Here is a 21614-nt window from a genome sequence, read left to right on the forward strand (position 1 = left end):
CTCGGATCGTGGGTATGGTGTGAAACAAAATACAGCCTGTCTGGGGGAGAGAATGTGATACTACCATTCCTGACTCGCCAGCAGGCTGTCTCTGATTGGTTACAGTGTTCCCGTAGGGTTTCCTTTGCGCTGACTCTGGATCGAATCTTTCTCCAATAGGCTGTTGGATTCATTTGAGTCAAGCGAATCCATCGTTTTGAAAGAATCGAGCGAAGAGTTGCTTGTCGCGGAACTTTCCAATTCAGATACACGCAATTTCAGTTGTTTATTTTCACGTTGCAGTCTGTATTGGCGATAAATGCCATATGACCCTACAATAATTCCACCGATCAGGGTACAGCCGAGAATGAGCAAGATCAGCGGGATTTGTACCGTGTTAAATAACAGGTTGACTTGTACGGAATCCACATTAATGACCGCAAAGATTCCCGTGAGCAGTGCAAAAACAAGACCTGCTATGAGTGCCCATTGCATTTTCATGGTGTTGCCTCCTTGTTGAACAATTGAGAACTAGATATGCATTACCCATATTCGGGTATGTTGCATCTTGCAATGATGATAAAATCCCCTGCCCAAACGGGCAAGGGATGCAGGTCACATGGAAAGACAACCTTATTTGGTTAGTTGCTCCATCTGTTCAATCAATTCCTTGAACACACTCATAGCTTCACGAATTGGCTGTGGTGTAGACATATCCACACCGGCTTTTTTCAGAATGTTGATGGAATAATCACTGCCACCGCTCTTCAGGAAGCCAAGATATCGGTCAACAGCCGGTTGGCCTTCTTCCAGGATTTGCTTGGAAAAGCTTGTTGCTGCGGAGAAGCCAGTAGCATATTTGTAAACGTAGAAGCTGTTATAGAAGTGGGGAATACGAGCCCATTCCATTTCAATTTCTTTGTCGACAGCCATGCCTTCTCCGTGATATTTAACGTTCAGATCATAATAGATCTCGGATAACAATTGTGGTGTTAATGCGTCACCTTGTTCCGCACGTTCATGAATGATTTTCTCGAATTCAGCAAACATGGTCTGACGGAATACCGTTGTACGGAATTGGTCGGCATAATAGGTTAACAGATACAATTTTTCCTTTGGATCTGTTGATTTGTTAAGCAGATAATCCATCAGCAACGCTTCGTTGGTTGTGGATGCAACCTCAGCCAGGAAGATGGTGTACTGGGCATCACGATACGGAAGTGTTGTATCCGAGTAATGTGAATGCAAAGCGTGACCCATTTCATGTGCGAGTGTGAACATACTGTTCAGGTTATCTTTGTGATTCAACAAGACATACGGGTGAGTGCCGTAAGCGCCCCAGGCATATGCGCCTGAACGTTTATTTTCATTCTCATATATATCGATCCAGCGGTTATCATATCCAGTCTGCAATGCGTCTGCATAGTCCTTGCCGAGTGGTTTCAGACCGTCTTTGACCGTTTGTTTCGCTTCCTCATAGGTAATATCCATTTTGTATTCGTCTACGAGTGGAGCGAACAGATCGTACATGTGCAATTGATCCACACCCAGCAACTTTTTGCGCAGGTCCATATAACGATGCAATAACGGAAGGCTCTCGTGAATGGTGTCTACCAGATTGGTATACACATCCGTTGGGATGTTATCTCCATATAGGGACATTTCCATCACGGAAGGGTACTTCCGAACATTAGCATAGAACATATTTTTGGTTACATTTGCATTCAAGGCAGCGGCAATTGTGTTCTTCTGTTTGGCATAGGTTTCGTATACCGCTTTGAAGGCACGTTCGCGAACTTCACGATTAGGATTCTCCAGGAACTGAATGTAGCTGCCGTGTGTCAGCTCAACTTCGTTACCATGTTCATCCTTGATTCTTGGAAACTTGAGATCTGCGTTATTCAGCATGCTAAAGATTGTCTGTGGTGCTTGTGAAAGGTTGCCTACCTGTGCAAGCAAAGCCTCTTCAGCTTGGCTAAGAACGTGGGCTTTTTCGCGTTTCATCTCTTCCAATGTAAACGTGTAAGCAGAGAGTTTTTCGTTCGCAATAAATGCGTCCAACTGATCATCCGGCAGGGAAAGAATCTCCGGTGTGACAAAAGAAAGTGCTTCACCAACCCGTACGCCTAATTTCTGGGCTTTTTGGGACAGGTTTTGATATGTAGGATTCGCTGTGTCTTCATCTTGATGCATACGTGCGTACACAAAGAGGCGTTCTATTTTGAGGCTGATCTCATCTTCGAACTCGAAGCAAGATTTGAGTACATCAGGTTGATTCAATTTGCCTTGGAATTCGGAGGCCTTCTTGGTCAAAGACGATACTTCTTCATATTCCTGATCCCAGGCTTTCTGATCGGCAAATAAATCTTCCAGTTTCCAGCTATGCTCAGCTGGCACCTCGGAACGTTTCAATAATTGACTCATGGAAATCCTCCTTTGATGATCTAATGAATGTATGGACGAAGCTGCCTTCGTCTCGCTTGCCTGTGCGGAGAGAGACGAAGGAATCAGACTAAGTACCAGGATAACAGATAGCGATTTCTGGTATTTCAACGGCCTTCCTCCTTACAATACGAATAATCTCGTATAGTATGACCTTAGGCACGTTGAAATATTTGAGCATCTGGGTCCCCGTGATTAGGTTCCCATGTTATACAGAAAATAAACGATCAGGAAAAAGGCGAAACAAATGAGCAGGGTAGCAATAAGCGCCATTCCCCGTCTCAGTCGATCCGGGATGGAATTGCGTCCCAGAATTAGCACAATACCAAGAGAGAAGGCAAGGATAATAAAGATGACGACATTGCTTGAGTCAAGCTGCATGGGTTAGACCCCTTTGAAGGCAGCCATCAATTGACGCCATTCATCCTCACGGTTCTCAAAATCTGCTTTTGGGAAACGGCGTTCAGCCCAGTGCATTAAGGCAGGACGGCTTAGGAAAGTATGGCATTCTTCGCCCCACTCTTCCGAAATTTCTCGCAGTACGAGATATTTGCCTTGAACTTCTACGGTCATCATATTCCACTTGTCTGTTTTGTATATTTCATGTTTTTTTATCATAGGTAGTCTCCAAACTAACGGTTTTGGTAAAATGATACCGTACCCTACGATTCAAAGCAAATTTTTTCGACATTTATGGAAAGATAAATTGCAAAATGGAAGCCCATACAGTATAATAAGGGTATTCGCCATAGATGGCGATATTTTTAGGAGGTTTTTCATTTGAAAGGTACAGTTAAATGGTTTAACGCAGAAAAAGGCTATGGCTTTATTTCAGTTGAAGGCGGCGAGGACGTATTCGTACATTTCTCCGCAATCCAAGGAGATGGCTTCAAAACATTGGAAGAAGGTCAAGCGGTAGAATTCGAAATCACTGATGGAAACCGTGGTCCTCAAGCAGCTAACGTAAACAAACTGTAAGAATTTTTCCGGTCAACGGACTTCTTATATTATGATAAATTTATAGCTGAATATTAAGAACATAAGCACAGTCCCCCAAGGGAGGCTGTGCTTTTTTTGATTCTAAAATTTTAAGTGTAAATAACGGTTGAATATGGTGTATGTTCCCTGTGTGTTCAGGATACACGATTGGTCATGCTGGACCATAACTTCAATCCGAAACCGATCAGTGCAGCCAGGGAGAAAGCCATAGCGGTGAGATAGAAGGTTTGTCTGCCTGCATGTTCCAGCAGCAGTCCGCCCAACGTTCCACTAAGAAGTCCCGAAGCACTGGACCAGACAATGGTGAACAAAGCCATACCTGTAGCTCTGTAGCCGTCCGGAACTAGGCGAATGATGTAGCGGACCGCCGTAACGTAGAAAATACCAAAGGTAACACTGTGCATCGTCTGAATTGCAACGACAGCTGCAGGTGTATCGGAGATGGACATGAGAAGCAAACGAACCGTATACATCAGTGCAGCAAAAGCGATTAGCGGCAGTTCTTTATAACGGTTTCCATACTTGCTGAGCAGTAGAAATATAGGGATTTCACTTACGGAAGAGATCAGCAAAGACCAGCCGATCAGCCCCTCGCTGGCACCCAGATCTTTTAGCGTGATGGTAAGAAAAGCTTCGTTCATGCGATGTCCCATGGCAAGCAAAAATACACAGCCAAAAAAGGTGAGCACATCTCTGCGTTTCAAAATAGCCCATAACCCCGATAGGTCCATTTTGCTACTACTCCCCGAAGGTTGATCCTTCAATTGAAAACTGATCAATAGTGTAGTGGCAGCAAGACCAACGCAGACCCATATCGTCCATGCTGGACCAAAAGATCCAAGGAAATACCCGATACTTAATGCAAAGAAGGCATAACCAATCGATCCGAAGACTCGAATGGAAGTGAAATTTCGGCCGTACTTGCTGGCCGTTGTAATAGCCATCGTATCGGAGAGTGGATAGACCGGATAATAGAAAAAGTAAAACAGGGTTACGAGTACAAATACCTGACCGAAAGTTGTTGCGTTGGCAAGCATGATCCCTGTGATCAATTGGCCACCAAGCAGAATGATCATCACTTTGCGTACCGTTTGGTAGCGGTCGCTGGCCATGCTCCAGAACATATTGGAGAACACGGAGATGAGGGGGCCAATTCCGTAAAGATATCCAATCTCAGCCCGAGTGAAGCCCAGATGACTGAAGTAAAGCTGGAAGTAGGATACCACCAGAACGGTGGAACCAAAGATGGTGAACATGAGAGCCCGCAACCAGTTCTGGTCCGGGCGGGCGTTGTGACTTAATTTCATGATGAGAGACTCCAATCCTGATAACAATTCAATGATTTTATTACCCTTTCAGGGATGTTGATTTACGGGCTTTCGGCACAGACATCGTAGGTTCCTGCTTCGTGCGCCGGATGACAAGCCAGACAATGATAAGTTCGGCGAGCAGGCCAAGGGATTGGGCTACAGCGCCAATCATACCGTTCCACGCAGGGAAAATACTAACCAGTATAAGCAGCACAATTACCGTGCAGATTGCATTCGCCGTTTGCGAACGAAACATCGTTTTTGTCTGACCGCGAAGCAGAATAAGACCATTGCTGAAATCCAGAAAAGGGAAGATCAGCGGAAATAAGACAAACGCACGCAGTGTCCACAGACTTTGTTCCAACAGTTCACCCTGAACGCTCATGACATTTTCGAGTACCCAAGGTCCCAAGGGGGTATAGGCAATCGACACTATCATCGCAAACGGAATAAATCCGGTGACAAGTGCGAATTTCCGTACCAGTTTGGCGTCCACAAGGTAGAAATTCAGCACGATCTGATGGATGTATGTAAAGAAGCTTAGCATCAACTGCATCAGACTGCTTGCTATGGCAAAGGACGAAATGGCTAGTGCGATCCCGGTCGTTTTGCCAAGTACGATGTTAATAACCGGTCCTATGAACAGCGCTACAAAGCTGGATAACAACAGCGGCTTATAAAAGCGAAATACGTCTCCCTTGCTCTCGACGGGATGATCCTCAAGCTTGGCTGGCATCTTGCGTTTGATGCTGTTTCCCTCCAGAAAGCTGACCAGCGCTTCAATCATCATGCCAGCAGCAAAAATGATAGCGCCTACACGTCCACTGTCAATGCTGTCTGTATATATGAAGTAGAGGGATAGGCCGTACATGCCGGCTAAACGGAATACCATGCCGATTGTTAACCACTTGGTGCGGTTATTCGTAATGATGATCCCCTGATAGATGTTGCGGATCACTGAAAAGATACTCACATACATGAGAATTTCATATACGTCGATGACTTTGTTCAGCAGATCCGGACTTACACCAAACAAGTATTTGAACACCCCGGTACCAACGGGAGAGTATACGATGAGAAACCCAATGAGAAGCACACAGGCAAGAAATATTTTGGTCACAAACGTGAGGGCCTGAAAGGATAGGCGATCGCGAACCAGTGCGGAACAGGTTTGCCGCAGCAGGGTGGAGGGGCGTTCCGTGAGGGTTAACAAGCTACCGGCGATGGCATAGCTGGCAATAACCGTCTCGGGATGAGCGGAACGTGCTAATGTGCTGTTTATGATGACGTGAGAAATGGTGACGAGAGAGGCGGAAATGCCAAGTGGCACAAAAAAAGAAAATAACCGTCTCCACGAAAGTGATTCACTTGACGACATGTCAACGACTCCTTTGATGGATGAAATATGCCTAGTATATCACAAAGCATTGAACGCCGATGCGATTTTTTATGCGGAATATGCGGCAGATCATTTGTACAATTAAGGGGATCATATTATAATAGGAATGGTTAAAAATCGCTCTAATACGTATTCAACCAAGTGGAGGCACATTTATTTTGAGCCAATCAAATCGAAAACGTCATCAATATCCGCGTGGACCGCTGGCATTGATGAGAGGGGTGTACAAATACACCATTCCGGAAACACGGGAGGCACTGAATGGATGGCGTGCTCAAGCTGAGGCGATTCCGAATGAGGAATTGCGTACACAGGCACTTGCCAGTCTGAAGGATAAACAGTTTCACTGTGAAGGCGGAACCGTCTACGCATTAGCTGATTTGCCCAACAGACACATTCTGATTCCGCTGATCGTTTCATATCAAACTATTAGTGATTATTTGGACAATCTGTGCGACCGCAGCACGTCGATGGACCCGGATGACTTTCGTCTTCTCCATCAATCCATGCTTGATGCGGTAGATCCCGAAGCAATTCCCGTCAATTATTATGCCCTTCGTGAGGAGCAAGATGACGGTGGATATCTGCGGAATCTGGTGACCACATGTCAGGAACTGACCCGTCAGTTACCGGGCTATACGTCCGCCAAGCCCCAAATTCAGGATCTGGCAGGCCTATACACGGACCTGCAGGTATATAAGCATATCAAGCCGGAACTGAGAGAAACGGCACTGCTCGAATGGTGGTCGGAGCATCGGCATCGCACACCTCAGTTTCGTTGGAACGAATTTGCTGCTGCAACTGGCTCTACACTGGGCGTTTTCATGCTGTTTCTGGCTGCGAGTGACGATCAGTTGACTGAAGAGCAAGCGGCCTCGATCCACACGGCCTATTTCCCACATGTATGCGCATTGCACATTATGCTCGATTATTTAATTGATCAGGATGAGGACCGCATCGGGGGAGATCTCAACTTCTGCAACTATTATGAGAATGTAGAGACAATGCTGGACCGAATTGCTTTTATTGTGGAGATGGCACGCAGCGATGTGCAGAAGATTCCGGGAAGCTCCTTTCACCGGATGATCATCGAAGGACTGATTGCCATTTACCTGTCTGATCCCAAAGTCAGCGAACAACAGGAAGTTCGCGTTGTATCCAAACGTCTGCTGAAAAATAGTCCGATCACAAGAATATTTTTCTTCATTTTCAGTCGCTGGATACGGAAAAATATGTAAGTCAGGTGTGATATTGCGGAGCCTGAAGTGAAACTAGAGGAGGAAGAAACATCATGACAGCAGTAAAGAAAATCGCAGTATTAACGAGCGGTGGTGATTCACAGGGGATGAACGCGGCTGTTCGTGCGGTTGTTCGCAGCGGACTGTTTCACGGTCTCGAAGTATTTGGAGTTCAACGTGGATACCAGGGTCTTTTGAATAATGACATTTTCCCAATGGATTTGCGGAGTGTAGGGGATATCATCCAACGTGGGGGAACGGTTCTTCAATCGGCACGTTGCAAGGAGTTCTATACCGCTGAAGGTCAGCAAAAAGGTGCGGACATTCTGCGTGCGCGTGGCATTGACGGTCTGGTTGTTATCGGTGGGGATGGTTCCTACAACGGAGCGAATAAACTGAGCAAGCTGGGCATTAACACCATGGGTCTGCCAGGAACGATTGATAACGATGTTTCTTTCACCGACTATACCATCGGATTTGATACAGCTGTAAGCATAGTAGTTGATGCAGTAAACAAATTACGTGATACGATGTCTTCACACGAACGTTCTTCCATCGTTGAAGTTATGGGTCGCCACTGTGGAGATATCGCTCTGCATGCCGGACTTGCTTCCGGTGCTGAAACGATTCTTGTCCCAGAAGTTCCATTTGACATGGACGAAGTAGCAGATCGGATGAAAGCTAACTTTGCACATGGCAAACGTCACAGTATTATCATCGTTGCAGAAGGCGTAGGCAAAGGTGAGGATGTAGCAAAAGAACTGATGGAACGTTGCCCAACGTATGAGCCACGTGTAACCGTTCTAGGTCACATTCAGCGTGGGGGTACGCCAACACCTTTCGACCGTAACCTGGCAAGTCGTCTTGGCGACTTCGCTGTTCGTAGTCTGATCGCAGGCGAGACAGACAAAGGTTGTGGCATTATTAAGGGTGAACTTACCCTGACAGATATTGATAAAGTGGTTAACACAAAAAAAGATTTCGATATGGAAACGTACCAGCTCGCACAACGTTTGTCCCAATAATTCGATTCAAAAACAAAGAGCACAATCCCGCATTAACGTGGATTGTGCTCTTTTTGTTGTTTCACAGAGTGAGTATATTAATACTACGCCTTGCGGAGTACGGCTTGTTTTTGTACCAGGAAGAGTCTCCAGAGAAGCGCTGTTGCTCCTACAGCAAGGCCGGCAATGAGGCCGATCCAGTATCCGAAGGCACCGAGTGAAGTATACGTAGCAGTTAGATAACCTACAGGCAAGCCAATGATCCAATACGCTACGAACGTGATGATCAGTGCAGGATTAACGTCTTTGTAGCCACGCAATGCTCCTTGGGTCGGTGTAGCAATCGCATCCGAGATCTGAAAGAAAATGGCGTAGATGAGGAAATGCTGCGTAAGTGCAATGACCTCTCGATCGTTTGAATACACGCCTGCAATCTGTTCGCCGAACACAATCAACACGATCGCTGTCAGCAGTGAGAGGCCGATGGCTCCACCAATTCCAAGCAGACTGTATTGTTTGGCATCTCTCAGACGTCCCGCACCTGCCTCATAGCCCACAAGGATCGTAAGAGCCATACATATGCTCACAGGCAACATGTAGAGCGTAGAAGCGAAATTCAGCGCCGCCTGGTGGGCAGCAATTGTTGTGGTATCGAAACGGCTCATCATTAAAGTCACAGCAGCGAAGATGGACGTTTCGAAAAAAGTCGCAAATCCGATGGGCACTCCAATCTTAAGTAACTCTTTCCATTTGGACAATGATACACGGGTCCATTGACGGAAAATGCCATACTGAGCGAAAGGTTCGACCCGATGGACAAAACAGAGACTAATAAGAAAGATCAGCCAGTATGTACATGCTGTAGCAACACTAGCACCAACACCGCCCAATTGTGGAAAGCCCCAGCGGCCGAATATCAGCAGATAATTTAGAAAGATGTTAACGGGCAGGGAAACCAACGTAATGAACATCGTAGTCCTTGTCTGGCCCAGCGCATCCATGAAGCTGCGCAGCACCGTATATCCGAAGAGCGGGATAATGCCAAAAGCAAGTGCGCACAAAAAATAGAAGGCAACTTGGGCAACTCGGGGTTCAAGAGGCATTCCGTTCAGTATAGGGCCAAGTAACAACGCCCCGGCTCCGATCACTACGAGACTGACAGCAATCCCGAGATACAACGCCTGGATGACGTTATACCCGATCTGATCATTACGTTTGGAACCCAGCAGATGGGAAACAACAGGCGTTATGCCAATTAGAATCCCGCTTAGTCCAGTTTGAACTGGCATCCATAGACTTGTACCAATTGCAACTCCTGCAAGGTCGGCCGGAGAAAACTTGCCTGACATATTGGTGTCGAAGAACGACATGGCAGAGAGGGCGATTTGAGTGGTGAAGATGGGCAAAAATATAATCAGGAATTGCTTCACTTTTTGGGAAAAACTTGTTGTGTTCATGTTCACTGGCAGTGCCTCGCTATTCTTAATAGATGTCATCCAAGTGTCATATATGGACAGCTACTTATTGTAGAGGATTTTGTTCAATTTGAATAGGGACAGAAGCAGAGTAGGGGTGTACAGAGAAAAATGAACACCAAAAAACCTCGCTCCGCTTCAAGCAGAACGAGGTTGGATGAAATGAAAAGTATGAAAGAGTGCGGATTACTTATATTGTACACCTGATGTATAACGGTTGGACGCATTCCAGAGCAGATATTCATGCACATCCATGTCCTTCATCGCTCTAATCTGGTCTTCCACTTGTTTCTTGCCATACTTGATATAATGCCCACTGCCCAGCCAGCTTGCTGTGAAGTCCTGAATCCACGGACGAATGACGGGTTTGAGTTCTTTGGTAGGGTCTAGTTTCTTGTGTGTATCTTCCATTGAGCCCTTGATGGTTGTGTAAGGATCTTTGTCAGGGTCCTTGACCCCATACCAGCCAGTTGAATAGTGACTAGGGTATACCATCGGTGAGATCACGTCCACGTTTTCGGATATTTTAACAAAATCCTGTCCAATGCCTTCAGCCGCAGGTACAGAAGCGGCATAACCGAAAATATCAACTGAGACACGGACCCCTAGCGGGGCCAACTCCTTGCGTGCATATTGCACGAATTCAGCCACAACATCCACTCGTGACTTGTCGGATTTGGTATATTTCAGTACATCGGCTCGATTTTCGAAACCTTCCGGGAAACGAACGTAGTCAAATTGAATCTCTTTAAATCCAAGCTTGGCAGCTTCCTTGGCAATCTCAATGTTATAGTCCCATACTTCCTTGCTGTACGGATTCACAAAGCTATCGCCTTTGCCATTTGCCCAGACAGATCCATCCTTGTTACGGAAGGAGAGCTCCGGATTTTTCTTGGCAAGAATCGTATCTTTGAATACAACGACACGTGCAATCGGGTAGACCTCATGTTTTTGCAATCGTTTCATCAAGGCATCGATATCCCGAATAAAAGGTTGGGATTTACCCATTTTCTGAAGCGCTTTGTTTTCTGTGGGGTAAGTTATGTATCCGAGATCGTCTTTGATATCAATGACCATGGCATTCAGTTCTGTACTGTCTGTCAGTTCCAGCAATTCTTTCATACGTGCGCCGCCTGCGCTGTAGGCCGTTACATAAATACCTTTGACCACAGGTGCATCAGGTTGAGGATCCATTTTGGCAGGTGGGTTATCGGCATCGATTACAACCTGATCTTTTTGAGATTGAATAATTGCGGTGTTAAAACTGTTGGTTAACGATTGGAATTTAGGGTTTCCCTGGTCTGCCACTGCGGGGGCACCACCAAAGCTTCCAAAGGCCATAGCCAGTAAAGCCCAAAACATGTTCATTCATTTCCACTCCCTTATGTGTGCATTCCATGTATGAATTATACATTAAAGCCTCTGGGCTTTTAACCATATTAATCAAGTAATGAAACACATGGAAAAAATGAAAACCGCTTCCTGCTGAGGAAATCCCCTGCAAGAAGCGGCGTGATCAATCTGAAAAAAATTATTGAATGTAAATCTCATTTTGATGCTCACAAATACTGTACTGAATGATTTCCATTGCGTCTCCCTGTTCCAGGATGCCCAGCCCATCCCGGAGGACAATCAGTGAGTCGAGTTCATTCGGTTTCAAGAAAGGGAGCATTTCCGGGCACCATCTGTTGACAATCTCAAACAGTTTTACCGTTTCCATATCCACAATAATCACCCTTTCCTACTCGAATTCCAAAATGGTAAGTCATTCGGCGCGATTCGGGAAAGCATATGGCCTGTGAAATTGAAGGGTTGAACCTGCTATACAACATATTTAGGAGCCGTACACCGTTATTATACCACAATGTTGTGAATTGTTAACCGTACAGGTGTCTCAACTTCTGCGAAATGAACCCATAACACCAACCGTTTCCACAATGTTAACAAAAGCGTTTGGATCTGTATCCTTGATAATACGTTTAATTTCAACCAACTCGTAGCGGGTAGTTACGGTCATGAGCATGTCCTTTTCAATATCCGTGTATGCTCCCTGAGTCTTAATTTTGGTAACTCCACGAGGCCGAACAAGTAATTTTTTTAACATGGCTTCGGTTTCGTTTGTAATGATGTACAGTGTTACTTTGACGTGACTGATATGGATCAGATCAAGCACTTTGCCTGTGATGTAGATGGATACCATGGAGGCCAAGGCTGTATTCCAATTGTCACTCAGGTATCCTGCAAGCATAATGATCGTACCGTTCATACCGGCCATCACTGTACCAATCGGAAAGTCTCGTTTACGCGTGAAAATGGACCCAACAATGTCGAGTCCTCCTGTGGAGCCGCCGACTCGGAAGGAAACACCAGTGCCCATTCCAATAAGCACACCGCCAAATACAGAACTAAGTAAAGGGTCTGTAGCCACAGCAAAAACAGGCAGAAGCGCAATGAACCAGGAGGTGGCTGCTACCGAAAGAATACTTAATGTAATGAAGCGTCGTCCAAGAATAAACCAACCTGCAATGAGCAGGGGAATGTTAAGAACAAAATACATTATACTAAGATTCAACGTTGTAAAATAACCCAGAAGCATTGAAATACCGGACACCCCGCCGCTTAAAAGCTGATGGGGGACCAAAAACCAGTTAAAGCCGCAGGCAATAGCTGCAGCACCCAAAATGATCACTAAAGAGTGCCAAATTATTTTGGGCAATTTAATCACCTCATTTATATTTAAAACCAGATTGCTGGTAATCTTGAATTGTTTTGTGATATAATAATTTGTGGATATTCTTGAGTAGGAAACTTTTCCTAAATGGAGCAATAAAATTTTGAAATGTTTCAAACACATGTATGTAGTTTTAGTCTTATGTTGGGGACCCATTCATGGAATTATATTCGTTATGAAAATAATTCGTCCCGTTGGGATACCCTATAAATATTAACGCTACTTAAGAATACAGACAACAAAGTGGATTGTCCACCATGTCCACCATATAAAAGGAGCATGAATAATTTTGACAAATTTAAACTTTACAGATTTCAATCTTGAACCACTGGTGCTGCAAGCCATCACTGAGCTCGGGTTTGAAGAAGCAACACCGATCCAATCCAAAGCGATTCCTTTGGCACTCGAAGGCAGAGATTTGATTGGTCAAGCTCAAACAGGTACGGGTAAAACAGCTGCATTCGGTATTCCGTTGATCAGCAAAATCACAAAAAGTGATGAGAAAATCCGCGCCCTTATTATGGCACCTACACGTGAACTTGCCATTCAAGTTGCTGAAGAGATCGAAAAACTCACTCGCTTCAAAGGTCTTCGCTCCCTGCCAATCTACGGCGGACAAGATATCGTGCGTCAAATCCGTGCACTGAAAAGAAAACCACAGATCATCATTGGTACACCTGGACGTCTCCTTGACCACATCAACCGCAAAACAATCAAACTAGATGATGTACAAACTGTTGTACTGGATGAAGCAGATGAAATGCTCGACATGGGTTTCATGGAGGATATCCAATCCATCCTGAAACAAGTTCCAGACGAGCGTCAAACCATGCTGTTCTCAGCAACAATGCCTCCTAACATTCAAAAATTGGCACAACAATTCTTGAACAATCCTGAACACATTTCTGTGATTCCGAAACATGTTAGTGCACCATTGATTGACCAATCCTATATCGAAGTACCTGAGCGTCAAAAATTCGAAGCATTGAGCCGTTTGTTGGATATGGAATCTCCTGAACTGGCGATCGTATTCGGACGTACAAAACGTCGTGTTGACGAATTGGCTGAAGCTTTGCAAAAACGTGGATATTCTGCAGACGGTCTTCATGGTGACTTGTCCCAGAATCAACGTGATGCGGTAATGCGTAAGTTCCGTGACGGCAGCATTGACGTACTCGTTGCAACAGACGTGGCTGCACGTGGTCTCGACGTATCTGGTGTAACTCACGTTGTTAACTTTGACCTTCCGCAAGATCCGGAGAGTTATGTTCACCGTATCGGTCGTACAGGTCGTGCGGGTAAAGAGGGTGCTGCTTGGTCCTTCGTTACACCGCGTGAGATTGATCACTTGCACTTCATCGAGCGTGTAACACGTCACCGTATTCCACGTAAACCACTGCCAACAATGGCAGAAGCGGTTGAAGGTAAACAACGTTTGACAGCAGAGCGCTTGCTGGAAATCGTACAATCAGGTGAACTGAACGAATACAAAGGTATTGCGATTCAAATGCTTGAGCAATATGATTCTGTTCAACTGTTGTCGGCTGCACTGAAGCTCCTGACAGGTGACAAGAAAGATGCTCAAGTTGATCTGACTCCTGAAGATCCAATCCGTGCAAAACGTCGTAAACCGGATGTTCGCTCTGGCGGACGTAAACCATCAGGTTACAGCGGTAACCGCACAAGTGGTAGCGGCGGCAGTGGTGGTGGTTACAATCGTGATCGCAACAGCAGTGGTGGCGGACGTGGTGGCTACAACCGTGATCGTAACAGCGGCAGCAGCACTGGTGGTGGAAGCAGAGAAGGTGGTTACAACCGTGACCGCAAACCACGTCCAAGCAGTAACGAAGGACGTCGTCCAGCCAAAGATTCTTCTTTCGAGTAATATAAACGTATAATCTGAAAAATGGAGCGGGCAACTGCTCCATTTTTTTATTTTCAAAATTACTGCATCATTTATTTCACTGCCAGAAGCGGCTAGAAGCGCTAGTTAAGGACAATGACGATCTCTTTTCGGGAAGTACTGGCTTTTCCTATCTATAATAAGGTATATTAATATTAGACTTCAGGTAATACGCAAGGCTGCAGAGGAGGAGAAATGTTTGGAATTTAAAGGAGCTATGGGTGGGATCTACCGGCTTACAGAGTGGATTACGAGACTGGCCGCAACCAATCTGTTGTGGGCTATTTGTTCGTCTCCGTTCTTGTTTTTCTTGATTATGAAACTGCTCGTGATGCAGCAGAACCTCGCAAACGAATCATTGCAAATGAACTGGGCTATAGCTATTGTGGCACCGCTTACACTGTTCCCGGCGACTTCGGCGCTGTTTACGGTTGTTCGTAAATGGAATATGGGCGATACGGATGTACCGATCTTCCGTACTTTCTTTGTAGGTTACAAGGAAAACTACAAGCAAAGTTTAATTGGGGGCATTTTTTACACACTGCTGTTCGCGATTATGTATCTGGATTATACAGTGTACATGACGCAGTTCCGCAATATGCAGCTCGTGGGAATCATCATGTTAGTACTGCTTCTCTTGTTATTTGTATCACTCTTTAACTTTTTCTCGATGGTTGTACACTATCATATGTCCATCGGACTCATTATCAAAAACGCGGTATTGCTTACGCTGATCAGACCATTCCGTGTATTTTCCACATTGCTGGGAAGTGGATTGCTGTTCTACATCGGTTTCCGTTATCCGGTCTTGTTCGTTTTCTTCATTATCAGCATCATTGCTTGGTTCGCTTTCTTTAACTTCTACGCAACCTTCAACAAGATGCAGGAGCAGATGGAGAAGTTGCAACTCAAGAAGGAAGAAGAGGAAGCTGCTGCGCTGGCTGAACAATCAGCAGAGAATGGTGAAACATCTGAGCCATCAGACGACAAAAACATTACATTGCAAAAATAAAACATGATGGATCGCCATTTACTTTTTACACAGTTAGGGATATAATAATTGTACATCCTGCGATGTACGTTTCGGTTATTCGTTGTTTTGAACCAATGATGATGTCTTCGGGAGATCAACACAGAATGTTGCTGAAAAGCCCTGTCTATACGACATGGGGACTTCAAAAAGCATTTTTGCGGTCACCCACCTGCCAAGCAGGTTCATAAGACAATGTAGCCGGACGGCATAGGCGGGTTCCTAAATCTTATGTACAGCACCCTGACTTTTCCTCTTCAGAAGGAATTTCAGGGTGTTTTTAAGTTGTAATGAATGTTTTTGATTGGTTTTACGATAAATATGATGCTTGCCCTTTTGTTACTACTTGAACAATGTTACACTAAGATACATAAATGGAACGGTTACATTCAAAGGAGGAAGGGTCTTGACCTTAAAGAGAACGCTCGTCGGTATCATCCGCAGCATGGAGGGGACCAGCGATCGAGCCAAGGATCCCAAATTAAAAACACGGTATTATAACTTATCCAAAGACAGAGCCTGGGAAGAGGTCTCTTCGACACTCAAAAAGATTCCGGGTTATAAAGTGCTGCATGAAGTGCCTTCTGTTGGAGAAGTTATTCTGGAGAAGCGGACTACCTTTGGACGGACGATGGATATTACAGTTTCCATTATCTCGGTAAGTCCTGTTCGTAGTGCGGTGGATATGTATTCAGCTTCACGTGGTTCACTTGGAGACTTGGGTTCCAATTATCGCACGATTATGAATTTATTCTCTGTACTCGATAAAAAGCTAAGCAAGTATAAAGCAAATGATTGAAATAGATGATAAATAACAAAAAGCGAGTGAAGGTTAACCTTCCTCGCTTTTGTTCTGAACGTATGATAACTTCTACAGCAAAGCTTTTACAGCAGCAATTGCTTGTTCGAAGTTAGGGGAGTCTGTCATTTCAGGCAAATACTCCACATATGTAATCCGGTCTTCGGCATCCAAAACAAAAATGGAGCGCATGTCGAGTTGGAATTCTTTGATCAGAACGCCGTAGTCTTCACCGAAAGAACGTGTTTTGTAGTCTGACAATGTAACTACGCGGTCAACACCAGCTGCTCCACACCAACGGGCCTGAGCGAACGGAAGGTCAACGCTGACTGTCAAGACAACAACATTGTCTCCGAGTTCTCCAGCTTCCACGTTGAAACGACGAGTTTGCGCATCGCATACGCCAGTATCCAGGGAAGGAACAACGCTGATTAATTTGATTTTGCCTGCGAAGTCTTTCAGGGAAGCATCCTCAACCAGGTTCTTGCTCAGTGTAAAATCAGGTGCTTGATCGCCCACTTTCAGTTCGGGTCCGATCAATGTAATAGGGTTGCCTTTAAATGTGGCTGCGCCTGTACGTTCTTGTGTCATAATAATGTTCCTCCTTATAAATTGGTGATCCGTGCCAAAATCCATTATAATCTTTTATGAAAGGCATTGTCCAATTCGGGCATGTACCATTACGATGGATCAGAGATGTAAGTCCGATCTGAACAGGGTGGAGTGAAAGAAGAAATTTATGATATTTATTCGCTATGAGAACTGGAAAGGTTATTTGAAGTATTTCCCTTTGACGTCGCTTTTTTTAATTGCCAATGTAGTCATGTTTATTGTATTAACGGTGAACGGTGGATCAACGAACAATATGGTGCTGCTGAAATTTGGGGCACTCACGAATCATGAACTGTTCGCACATGAATGGTGGCGTTACATTACATCCATGTTCCTGCATGCGGGCTTCAGTCATTTATTGTTTAACAGCTTTGCGTTAATCGTATTTGCACCACCGATGGAGCGGTTGCTCGGGTCGGTAAGGTATGGTGTATTGTACCTGGGTGGCGGTGTATTGGGTAATATTCTTGCTGTTGCGTGGTACAACTCCGTTGGGAGTATTACCATCTCGGTAGGGGCTTCAGGAGCGATCTATGCTGTCTATGGTGCATTCCTGTATGTAGCACTGTTCCAGCGAACGATGATGGATGAGGCTTCGCGCAAAACGATGTACACATTGCTTTTGTTCGGAATCATATTCTCCTTCGCCATGTCGGGCATCAATTGGATGGCTCACCTCGGAGGATTGTTGGGTGGATTCTTTATTTACGGACTGTTGATCAGGTTGTGGAAACCCCGTAGCTTAAAGCGGTAGTCAGAACGTTCTCAAGATGGAATGCAATCAAGGATAAGTAGGGTATAACAGATTGGAGCGATCAGGCGAGTGGAATTAAGACAGTTGCATTACTTTTTGAAAGTGGCACAGAAGGAACATGTAACACAGGCTGCTGAAGAGTTGCATGTGGCACAGTCGGCGGTGAGTCGTCAGATTCATCAGCTGGAAGAAGAACTGGGCGTGGATCTTTTTATGCAAAAGGGACGAAATCTGCAGTTGACTGCAGTAGGGCAGCTTTTTTGCAAACGAATTGAAGGTATCTTGAAAGATTTGGACAAGGCAGTCGGGGAAGTTCATGAGTTTCTGGACCCGGAGCATGGGGAGATTCGAATTGGATTTCCGCATAGCCTGGGGATTCATCTCATTCCTTCCGTGGTGGCTGCTTTCCGTCAGCGCTACCCCAACGTGAAATTCAGATTTAAGCAGGGGATGTTCCCTACACTGATTCGTGATGTATTATCGGGTGAGGTAGACTTGGCATTTATTTCTCCTTTTCCAGAGAAGCATGATCAAGTAGATGGTGATATTGTACTTACGGAAGAATTACATGCCATCCTTCCCCCCAATCACCCGTTAGCTGGTGAAGAGACAATTGCGCTTGAACAGCTCAAGGATGATAAATTTGTATTGTTTAGCAAAGGTTATTCTCTTCGTCCTATTGTGTGGCATGCCTGTCTGGAAGCTGGTTTTACACCCAAGATTGCTTTTGAAGGGGAAGAGACCGACACTATCCGCGGATTGGTTGCTGCGGGCATGGGGGTCAGTCTGCTGCCTGAGATGGCGTTATTCCAGACGAACCCGTTGCAACCGGCACATGTGGCCATCTCTCATCCCAAAGTAACACGGACCATTGGGTTGATTCACCGTGCGGATGACAAGCTGCCGCTGGTTGCCCAGTCCTTTCGTTCATTTTTGCTTCATTATTTTGGTTTACAACAAAACAATACCCCATCCGATTAACGGTGGGGTATTGTTTTTTGTTTTTGTTGTATTAGGTATCTGATTAATCGCGGCTGTTGAAGATTCCGATGTAACGAATCAACTCAAGCAGTGAGATCAACGCTGCAGCAACATAAGTCAAGGCTGCGGCATTCAGAACTTTTGCAACACCTTTTTCTTCTTCATTACGAATGTACCCTTCGGATACCATAATCTCTCTAGCGCGATTACTTGCATTGAACTCAACCGGTAAAGTGATGAGTTGGAATGCTACAGTTACGGAGAAGAAGATGATACCGATACCTACAAGGTTCATGGCATTGAAGATGAATCCTGCAATCAACAGGAATGGAGCTAATCCGGATGCAAAGTTCACAATTGGGAAGATCCGGTGACGCAGTGCCAGCATCGGATAACTTTCTTTATGCTGAATGGCGTGGCCAACTTCGTGACACGCTACCGAAACAGCTGAAATTGAGTTTTCATAATATACTGGTTCTGATAAACGTACAATCCGATTGATCGGATCATAGTGATCAGAGAGCGTGCCGCGTACAGGTTCAATTGGAACATCGTGCAGGCCGTTAGCATCAAGCATCTGGCGAGCGGCATCGTAACCAGTCATTCCGTTCTGGTTCGGTACCTCCGACCAACGTCTAAACGTACCTTTAACGCGAAATTGCGCCCATAAAGAGAGCAAAAAGGCGATAATGATCAATACGAACATACCGTTATTAAAACTCATATTCATTCCTCCGCTTTCTAAAAATAAGCTACATCATGGTGTTCTCAAGCAAGATTTTTAGTGCCTCCATTGTACCGGCACTTTTGGTGAGGAGTCCTGCCATCATTTTACGTGCTTGTACAGGTTTCATCTCTCCAAGTAGCGGTTTGAGTTCGTTAACCTCTCGCTCAAGTTGTTGTACATGAAGCTCCAACGTTGTCAGTTTGCTGGCAACTTGTTCTTCTGTACTAACCAGACGCCACTTCTCAAGAGATTGCTTAATCTCGTCGAGACTATACTTCTCTTGTTTCATCTGTACAATACGTTCAAGCCTCGTTAAAGTTTCATTACTATAGAGACGATAATTTTTTTGTGTACGTTCTTCGGGAGCGATTAGTCCAAGCTTTGTGTAATAATCAATCGTCCGTTCACTAACACCAGCGGTCTTGGCAAGTTCGCCAATCCGAAAAAGTTTCATATCCCCAATGATATTCACCTCGCTTGCAAGTTCAAATGTAGGGAATTGTAGTTTCCACTTGTGAATTTCTAGACTACGCCCAATTTTTCTTACTAATAAGTATGATACATGATCTTTAACCGTACAGTCAAACGTTATGCTTTGGCAATCAGCATACTGCATTTCTATATCTATGTACTCATAGAATGTGATTATGTACTTAAGTGCAAGAAAAAGACGTATGACTTTATTCCCAGAAATAATTTTCAGTTTTGATGAAAATACTCTTGTCAACTTTCCTCTCTTCTGCTTATAATGACATTAAGAGTTTCACGTTATGTGAAGAAACTTAACATAAGAGGGAGTGGGGTATATGAGAAAGAAATGGTTGGTTTCCATGTTAGTAATGCTTACTTTGTTCGCTTTTCCGGTCAGCGCATTTGCGGCTGCGGAGGGTCCGACTAACATTGAACTTCAAAGTGGTTTGAACTCAGCCTTTACGTTTCTGGCTGTTGTACTGGTGTTCTTGATGCAAGGGGGATTTGCTTTACTCGAAGCGGGTTCAACACGAATGAAGAATGCAGGACACATTGCGGGTAAGACCATCCTGACATTAGGAATTTCAGTTATTGCCTTCTGGGCTTTGGGTTTCGGTCTTGGTTTCGGTAATGGTAACAGCTTCTTTGGAACAACAGGATTCTTCCTGAGTGGTGACAAGATGGCTGCTTCCTTCGAATCACTGGCTTTCTCCGATGTTCCACTGACTATTAAATTCGTATTCCACCTCGCCTTTGCGGCGGTATCTCTGGCCATTGCCTGCGGTGGTATGGCTGAACGTGCAAAGATGAGCGTATATATTGTTTTCGGTACTCTTTATACCATTATCATGTATCCGGTTGTTGCTCACTGGGTATGGGGCGGCGGCTGGTTGGCTGAGCTGGGTATGCAAGACTTTGCAGGATCGACGGTTGTTCACTTGACTGGTGCGACTGCAGCATTGGTAGCGACCATCTTGTTGAAACCACGTATTGGTAAATATAACAAAGACGGCAAACCTAACATCATTCCAGGTCACAACCAAGTGTATTCCGTACTCGGGGTTATTATCCTCTGGATCGGTTGGTTCGGATTCAACCCAGGTAGTACATTATCTGCCATGGGGGATGGATTCTTCGGTTATGTTGCATTAACTACTAACGTAGCTGCTGCAGCCGGTGGTGTTGCTGCGCTGTTGATCTCATGGGCAGTACTTGGTAAGTCTGATATTCCTAGCATGTTAAACGGTGTGCTTGCGGCACTCGTTGCAATTACAGGAGCATGTGCATTCGTTGAACCTTGGGCAGCGCTGGTTATCGGTGCTCTGGCGGGTATCATCACATTCTTCACAGCACAGTACTTCGATCGTAAAGGAATTGACGATCCAATCTACGCTTTCTCCGTGCATGGTATTGCGGGTATGTGGGGTGCGATCTCCACGGGCTTGTTCGCTACTCCTGAACTTGCCGAGAATGCTGGTGTAGGTCAAGCGGGTCTGTTCTATGGCGGTGGATTCCACCAATTGGGCGTACAGCTTCTCGGTCTGGCAGGTGCTTTTGCCTTCGTACTGGTAATGTCCTTCATTATTCTGGGCGGAATGAAAGCAATCATGGGCATCCGTGTTACTGAAGAAGAAGAAACAATGGGTCTGGATATCAGTGAGCACGGTACTTACGGATACCCTGAACAAATGAAAAATGTAGATTCTAAATCCAATGGTGGTACGTTCAGCTCCTGAGGTGAATGATGCTGAATCATGCTT

Annotated in this window: 22 protein-coding genes and 1 other RNA gene; 10 read left to right on the forward strand and 13 right to left on the reverse strand. The window is 45.1% G+C overall.

What is annotated here, in order from left to right; all coding sequences use genetic code 11:
* Positions 1-99: 99 nt before the first annotated feature.
* The 4 genes from QNO02_RS09995 to QNO02_RS10010 all read right to left on the reverse strand — a co-directional run bounded on the left by QNO02_RS09995 (position 100) and on the right by QNO02_RS10010 (position 3039).
* On the reverse strand, positions 100-480 hold the full coding sequence (locus tag QNO02_RS09995) for a LapA family protein (RefSeq protein WP_133384233.1): 381 nt from the start codon (positions 478-480) through the stop codon (positions 100-102).
* Positions 481-612: 132 nt separating this feature from the next.
* The gene (gene pepF / locus QNO02_RS10000) at positions 613-2403 is read right to left on the reverse strand and encodes an oligoendopeptidase F (RefSeq protein ID WP_036609671.1); all 1791 of its coding nucleotides are present in this window, start codon (positions 2401-2403) and stop codon (positions 613-615) included.
* A 213-nt stretch (positions 2404-2616) separates the two neighbouring features.
* Complete coding sequence (locus QNO02_RS10005) at positions 2617-2802, reverse strand: hypothetical protein (protein WP_047842378.1); 186 nt, start codon at positions 2800-2802, stop codon at positions 2617-2619.
* A gap of 3 nt (positions 2803-2805) precedes the next feature.
* On the reverse strand, positions 2806-3039 hold the full coding sequence (locus QNO02_RS10010; RefSeq protein WP_017689395.1) for a hypothetical protein: 234 nt from the start codon (positions 3037-3039) through the stop codon (positions 2806-2808).
* A gap of 162 nt (positions 3040-3201) precedes the next feature.
* On the opposite strand from QNO02_RS10010, the gene QNO02_RS10015 reads away from it, so the two are divergent.
* Positions 3202-3399 (forward strand): cold shock domain-containing protein, encoded by a 198-nt coding sequence (locus QNO02_RS10015; protein ID WP_017689394.1) that lies wholly within the window; start codon positions 3202-3204, stop codon positions 3397-3399.
* 155 nt (positions 3400-3554) lie between these two features.
* Here the strand turns inward: QNO02_RS10015 and QNO02_RS10020 are convergent, their stop codons facing one another.
* Both QNO02_RS10020 and QNO02_RS10025 read right to left on the reverse strand, forming a co-directional pair.
* Positions 3555-4727: an MFS transporter gene (locus QNO02_RS10020; RefSeq protein WP_289391916.1), complete on the reverse strand. Its 1173-nt coding sequence runs from the start codon at positions 4725-4727 to the stop codon at positions 3555-3557.
* 40 nt (positions 4728-4767) lie between these two features.
* On the reverse strand, positions 4768-6108 hold the full coding sequence (locus QNO02_RS10025) for a polysaccharide biosynthesis protein (protein WP_289391917.1): 1341 nt from the start codon (positions 6106-6108) through the stop codon (positions 4768-4770).
* A 179-nt stretch (positions 6109-6287) separates the two neighbouring features.
* Here QNO02_RS10025 and QNO02_RS10030 point away from each other — a divergent pair, with 179 nt between their 5' ends.
* Positions 6288-7367 (forward strand): tetraprenyl-beta-curcumene synthase family protein, encoded by a 1080-nt coding sequence (locus QNO02_RS10030; RefSeq protein ID WP_176872705.1) that lies wholly within the window; start codon positions 6288-6290, stop codon positions 7365-7367.
* Positions 7368-7420: 53 nt separating this feature from the next.
* A complete protein-coding gene (pfkA, locus tag QNO02_RS10035; RefSeq protein WP_091032214.1) occupies positions 7421-8392 on the forward strand; it encodes a 6-phosphofructokinase in 972 nt (323 codons plus the stop codon).
* An 83-nt stretch (positions 8393-8475) separates the two neighbouring features.
* On the opposite strand, the gene QNO02_RS10040 is transcribed toward pfkA, so the two are convergent.
* The 4 genes from QNO02_RS10040 to QNO02_RS10055 form a co-directional block, all read right to left on the reverse strand.
* Positions 8476-9828: an MATE family efflux transporter gene (locus QNO02_RS10040; protein ID WP_289392736.1), complete on the reverse strand. Its 1353-nt coding sequence runs from the start codon at positions 9826-9828 to the stop codon at positions 8476-8478.
* A 204-nt stretch (positions 9829-10032) separates the two neighbouring features.
* Complete coding sequence (locus QNO02_RS10045; RefSeq protein ID WP_289391918.1) at positions 10033-11214, reverse strand: putative glycoside hydrolase; 1182 nt, start codon at positions 11212-11214, stop codon at positions 10033-10035.
* Between the two features lie 163 nt (positions 11215-11377).
* Positions 11378-11566, reverse strand: coding sequence for a hypothetical protein (locus QNO02_RS10050; protein ID WP_029880762.1), 189 nt, complete (start codon positions 11564-11566; stop codon positions 11378-11380).
* 174 nt (positions 11567-11740) lie between these two features.
* Complete coding sequence (locus QNO02_RS10055) at positions 11741-12562, reverse strand: YitT family protein (RefSeq protein ID WP_036609659.1); 822 nt, start codon at positions 12560-12562, stop codon at positions 11741-11743.
* 304 nt (positions 12563-12866) lie between these two features.
* Here QNO02_RS10055 and cshA point away from each other — a divergent pair, with 304 nt between their 5' ends.
* The 4 genes from cshA to QNO02_RS10075 all read left to right on the forward strand — a co-directional run bounded on the left by cshA (position 12867) and on the right by QNO02_RS10075 (position 16309).
* Entirely contained in the window at positions 12867-14462 is a 1596-nt protein-coding gene (gene cshA, locus QNO02_RS10060; RefSeq protein WP_091017518.1) for a degradosome RNA helicase CshA, read from the forward strand.
* 217 nt (positions 14463-14679) lie between these two features.
* Positions 14680-15492, forward strand: coding sequence for a YesL family protein (locus tag QNO02_RS10065; RefSeq protein ID WP_091032212.1), 813 nt, complete (start codon positions 14680-14682; stop codon positions 15490-15492).
* A gap of 51 nt (positions 15493-15543) precedes the next feature.
* A non-coding RNA gene (gene ssrS, locus QNO02_RS10070) (6S RNA) lies at positions 15544-15735 on the forward strand.
* Positions 15736-15916: 181 nt separating this feature from the next.
* Entirely contained in the window at positions 15917-16309 is a 393-nt protein-coding gene (locus QNO02_RS10075) for a DUF1499 domain-containing protein (RefSeq protein WP_017689382.1), read from the forward strand.
* A gap of 72 nt (positions 16310-16381) precedes the next feature.
* Here QNO02_RS10075 and tpx read toward each other — a convergent pair whose 3' ends face one another.
* Positions 16382-16900 (reverse strand): thiol peroxidase, encoded by a 519-nt coding sequence (gene tpx / locus QNO02_RS10080; RefSeq protein ID WP_036609653.1) that lies wholly within the window; start codon positions 16898-16900, stop codon positions 16382-16384.
* A gap of 148 nt (positions 16901-17048) precedes the next feature.
* On the opposite strand from tpx, the gene QNO02_RS10085 reads away from it, so the two are divergent.
* Entirely contained in the window at positions 17049-17675 is a 627-nt protein-coding gene (locus tag QNO02_RS10085; protein ID WP_036609651.1) for a rhomboid family intramembrane serine protease, read from the forward strand.
* Between the two features lie 69 nt (positions 17676-17744).
* Entirely contained in the window at positions 17745-18656 is a 912-nt protein-coding gene (gene gltC / locus QNO02_RS10090) for a glutamate biosynthesis transcriptional regulator GltC (protein WP_062833647.1), read from the forward strand.
* A gap of 43 nt (positions 18657-18699) precedes the next feature.
* On the opposite strand, the gene QNO02_RS10095 is transcribed toward gltC, so the two are convergent.
* Positions 18700-19380, reverse strand: coding sequence for a zinc metallopeptidase (locus QNO02_RS10095; RefSeq protein ID WP_289391919.1), 681 nt, complete (start codon positions 19378-19380; stop codon positions 18700-18702).
* Positions 19381-19408: 28 nt separating this feature from the next.
* Positions 19409-19837 (reverse strand): MerR family transcriptional regulator, encoded by a 429-nt coding sequence (locus tag QNO02_RS10100; RefSeq protein ID WP_017689377.1) that lies wholly within the window; start codon positions 19835-19837, stop codon positions 19409-19411.
* A gap of 352 nt (positions 19838-20189) precedes the next feature.
* On the opposite strand from QNO02_RS10100, the gene QNO02_RS10105 reads away from it, so the two are divergent.
* The gene (locus tag QNO02_RS10105; protein WP_036609643.1) at positions 20190-21590 is read left to right on the forward strand and encodes an ammonium transporter; all 1401 of its coding nucleotides are present in this window, start codon (positions 20190-20192) and stop codon (positions 21588-21590) included.
* Positions 21591-21614 lie beyond the last annotated feature (24 nt).

Source organism: Paenibacillus sp. PK1-4R (assembly GCF_030369595.1).
GTDB lineage: Bacteria > Bacillota > Bacilli > Paenibacillales > Paenibacillaceae > Paenibacillus.

What these genes read in the sequence shown, in the direction of transcription:
- QNO02_RS09995 (WP_133384233.1), bottom strand. Translation starts at nt 480, where the DNA reads ATGAAAATGCAATGGGCACTCATAGCAGGTCTTGTTTTTGCACTGCTC.
- QNO02_RS10105 (WP_036609643.1), top strand. Translation starts at nt 20,190, where the DNA reads ATGAGAAAGAAATGGTTGGTTTCCATGTTAGTAATGCTTACTTTGTTC.
- QNO02_RS10020 (WP_289391916.1), bottom strand. Translation starts at nt 4,727, where the DNA reads ATGAAATTAAGTCACAACGCCCGCCCGGACCAGAACTGGTTGCGGGCT.
- QNO02_RS10095 (WP_289391919.1), bottom strand. Translation starts at nt 19,380, where the DNA reads ATGAGTTTTAATAACGGTATGTTCGTATTGATCATTATCGCCTTTTTG.
- QNO02_RS10100 (WP_017689377.1), bottom strand. Translation starts at nt 19,837, where the DNA reads ATGAAACTTTTTCGGATTGGCGAACTTGCCAAGACCGCTGGTGTTAGT.
- QNO02_RS10050 (WP_029880762.1), bottom strand. Translation starts at nt 11,566, where the DNA reads ATGGAAACGGTAAAACTGTTTGAGATTGTCAACAGATGGTGCCCGGAA.
- pfkA (WP_091032214.1), top strand. Translation starts at nt 7,421, where the DNA reads ATGACAGCAGTAAAGAAAATCGCAGTATTAACGAGCGGTGGTGATTCA.
- QNO02_RS10025 (WP_289391917.1), bottom strand. Translation starts at nt 6,108, where the DNA reads ATGTCGTCAAGTGAATCACTTTCGTGGAGACGGTTATTTTCTTTTTTT.
- QNO02_RS10040 (WP_289392736.1), bottom strand. Translation starts at nt 9,828, where the DNA reads ATGAACACAACAAGTTTTTCCCAAAAAGTGAAGCAATTCCTGATTATA.
- QNO02_RS10045 (WP_289391918.1), bottom strand. Translation starts at nt 11,214, where the DNA reads ATGAACATGTTTTGGGCTTTACTGGCTATGGCCTTTGGAAGCTTTGGT.
- pepF (WP_036609671.1), bottom strand. Translation starts at nt 2,403, where the DNA reads ATGAGTCAATTATTGAAACGTTCCGAGGTGCCAGCTGAGCATAGCTGG.
- QNO02_RS10005 (WP_047842378.1), bottom strand. Translation starts at nt 2,802, where the DNA reads ATGCAGCTTGACTCAAGCAATGTCGTCATCTTTATTATCCTTGCCTTC.
- QNO02_RS10010 (WP_017689395.1), bottom strand. Translation starts at nt 3,039, where the DNA reads ATGATAAAAAAACATGAAATATACAAAACAGACAAGTGGAATATGATG.
- QNO02_RS10085 (WP_036609651.1), top strand. Translation starts at nt 17,049, where the DNA reads ATGATATTTATTCGCTATGAGAACTGGAAAGGTTATTTGAAGTATTTC.
- tpx (WP_036609653.1), bottom strand. Translation starts at nt 16,900, where the DNA reads ATGACACAAGAACGTACAGGCGCAGCCACATTTAAAGGCAACCCTATT.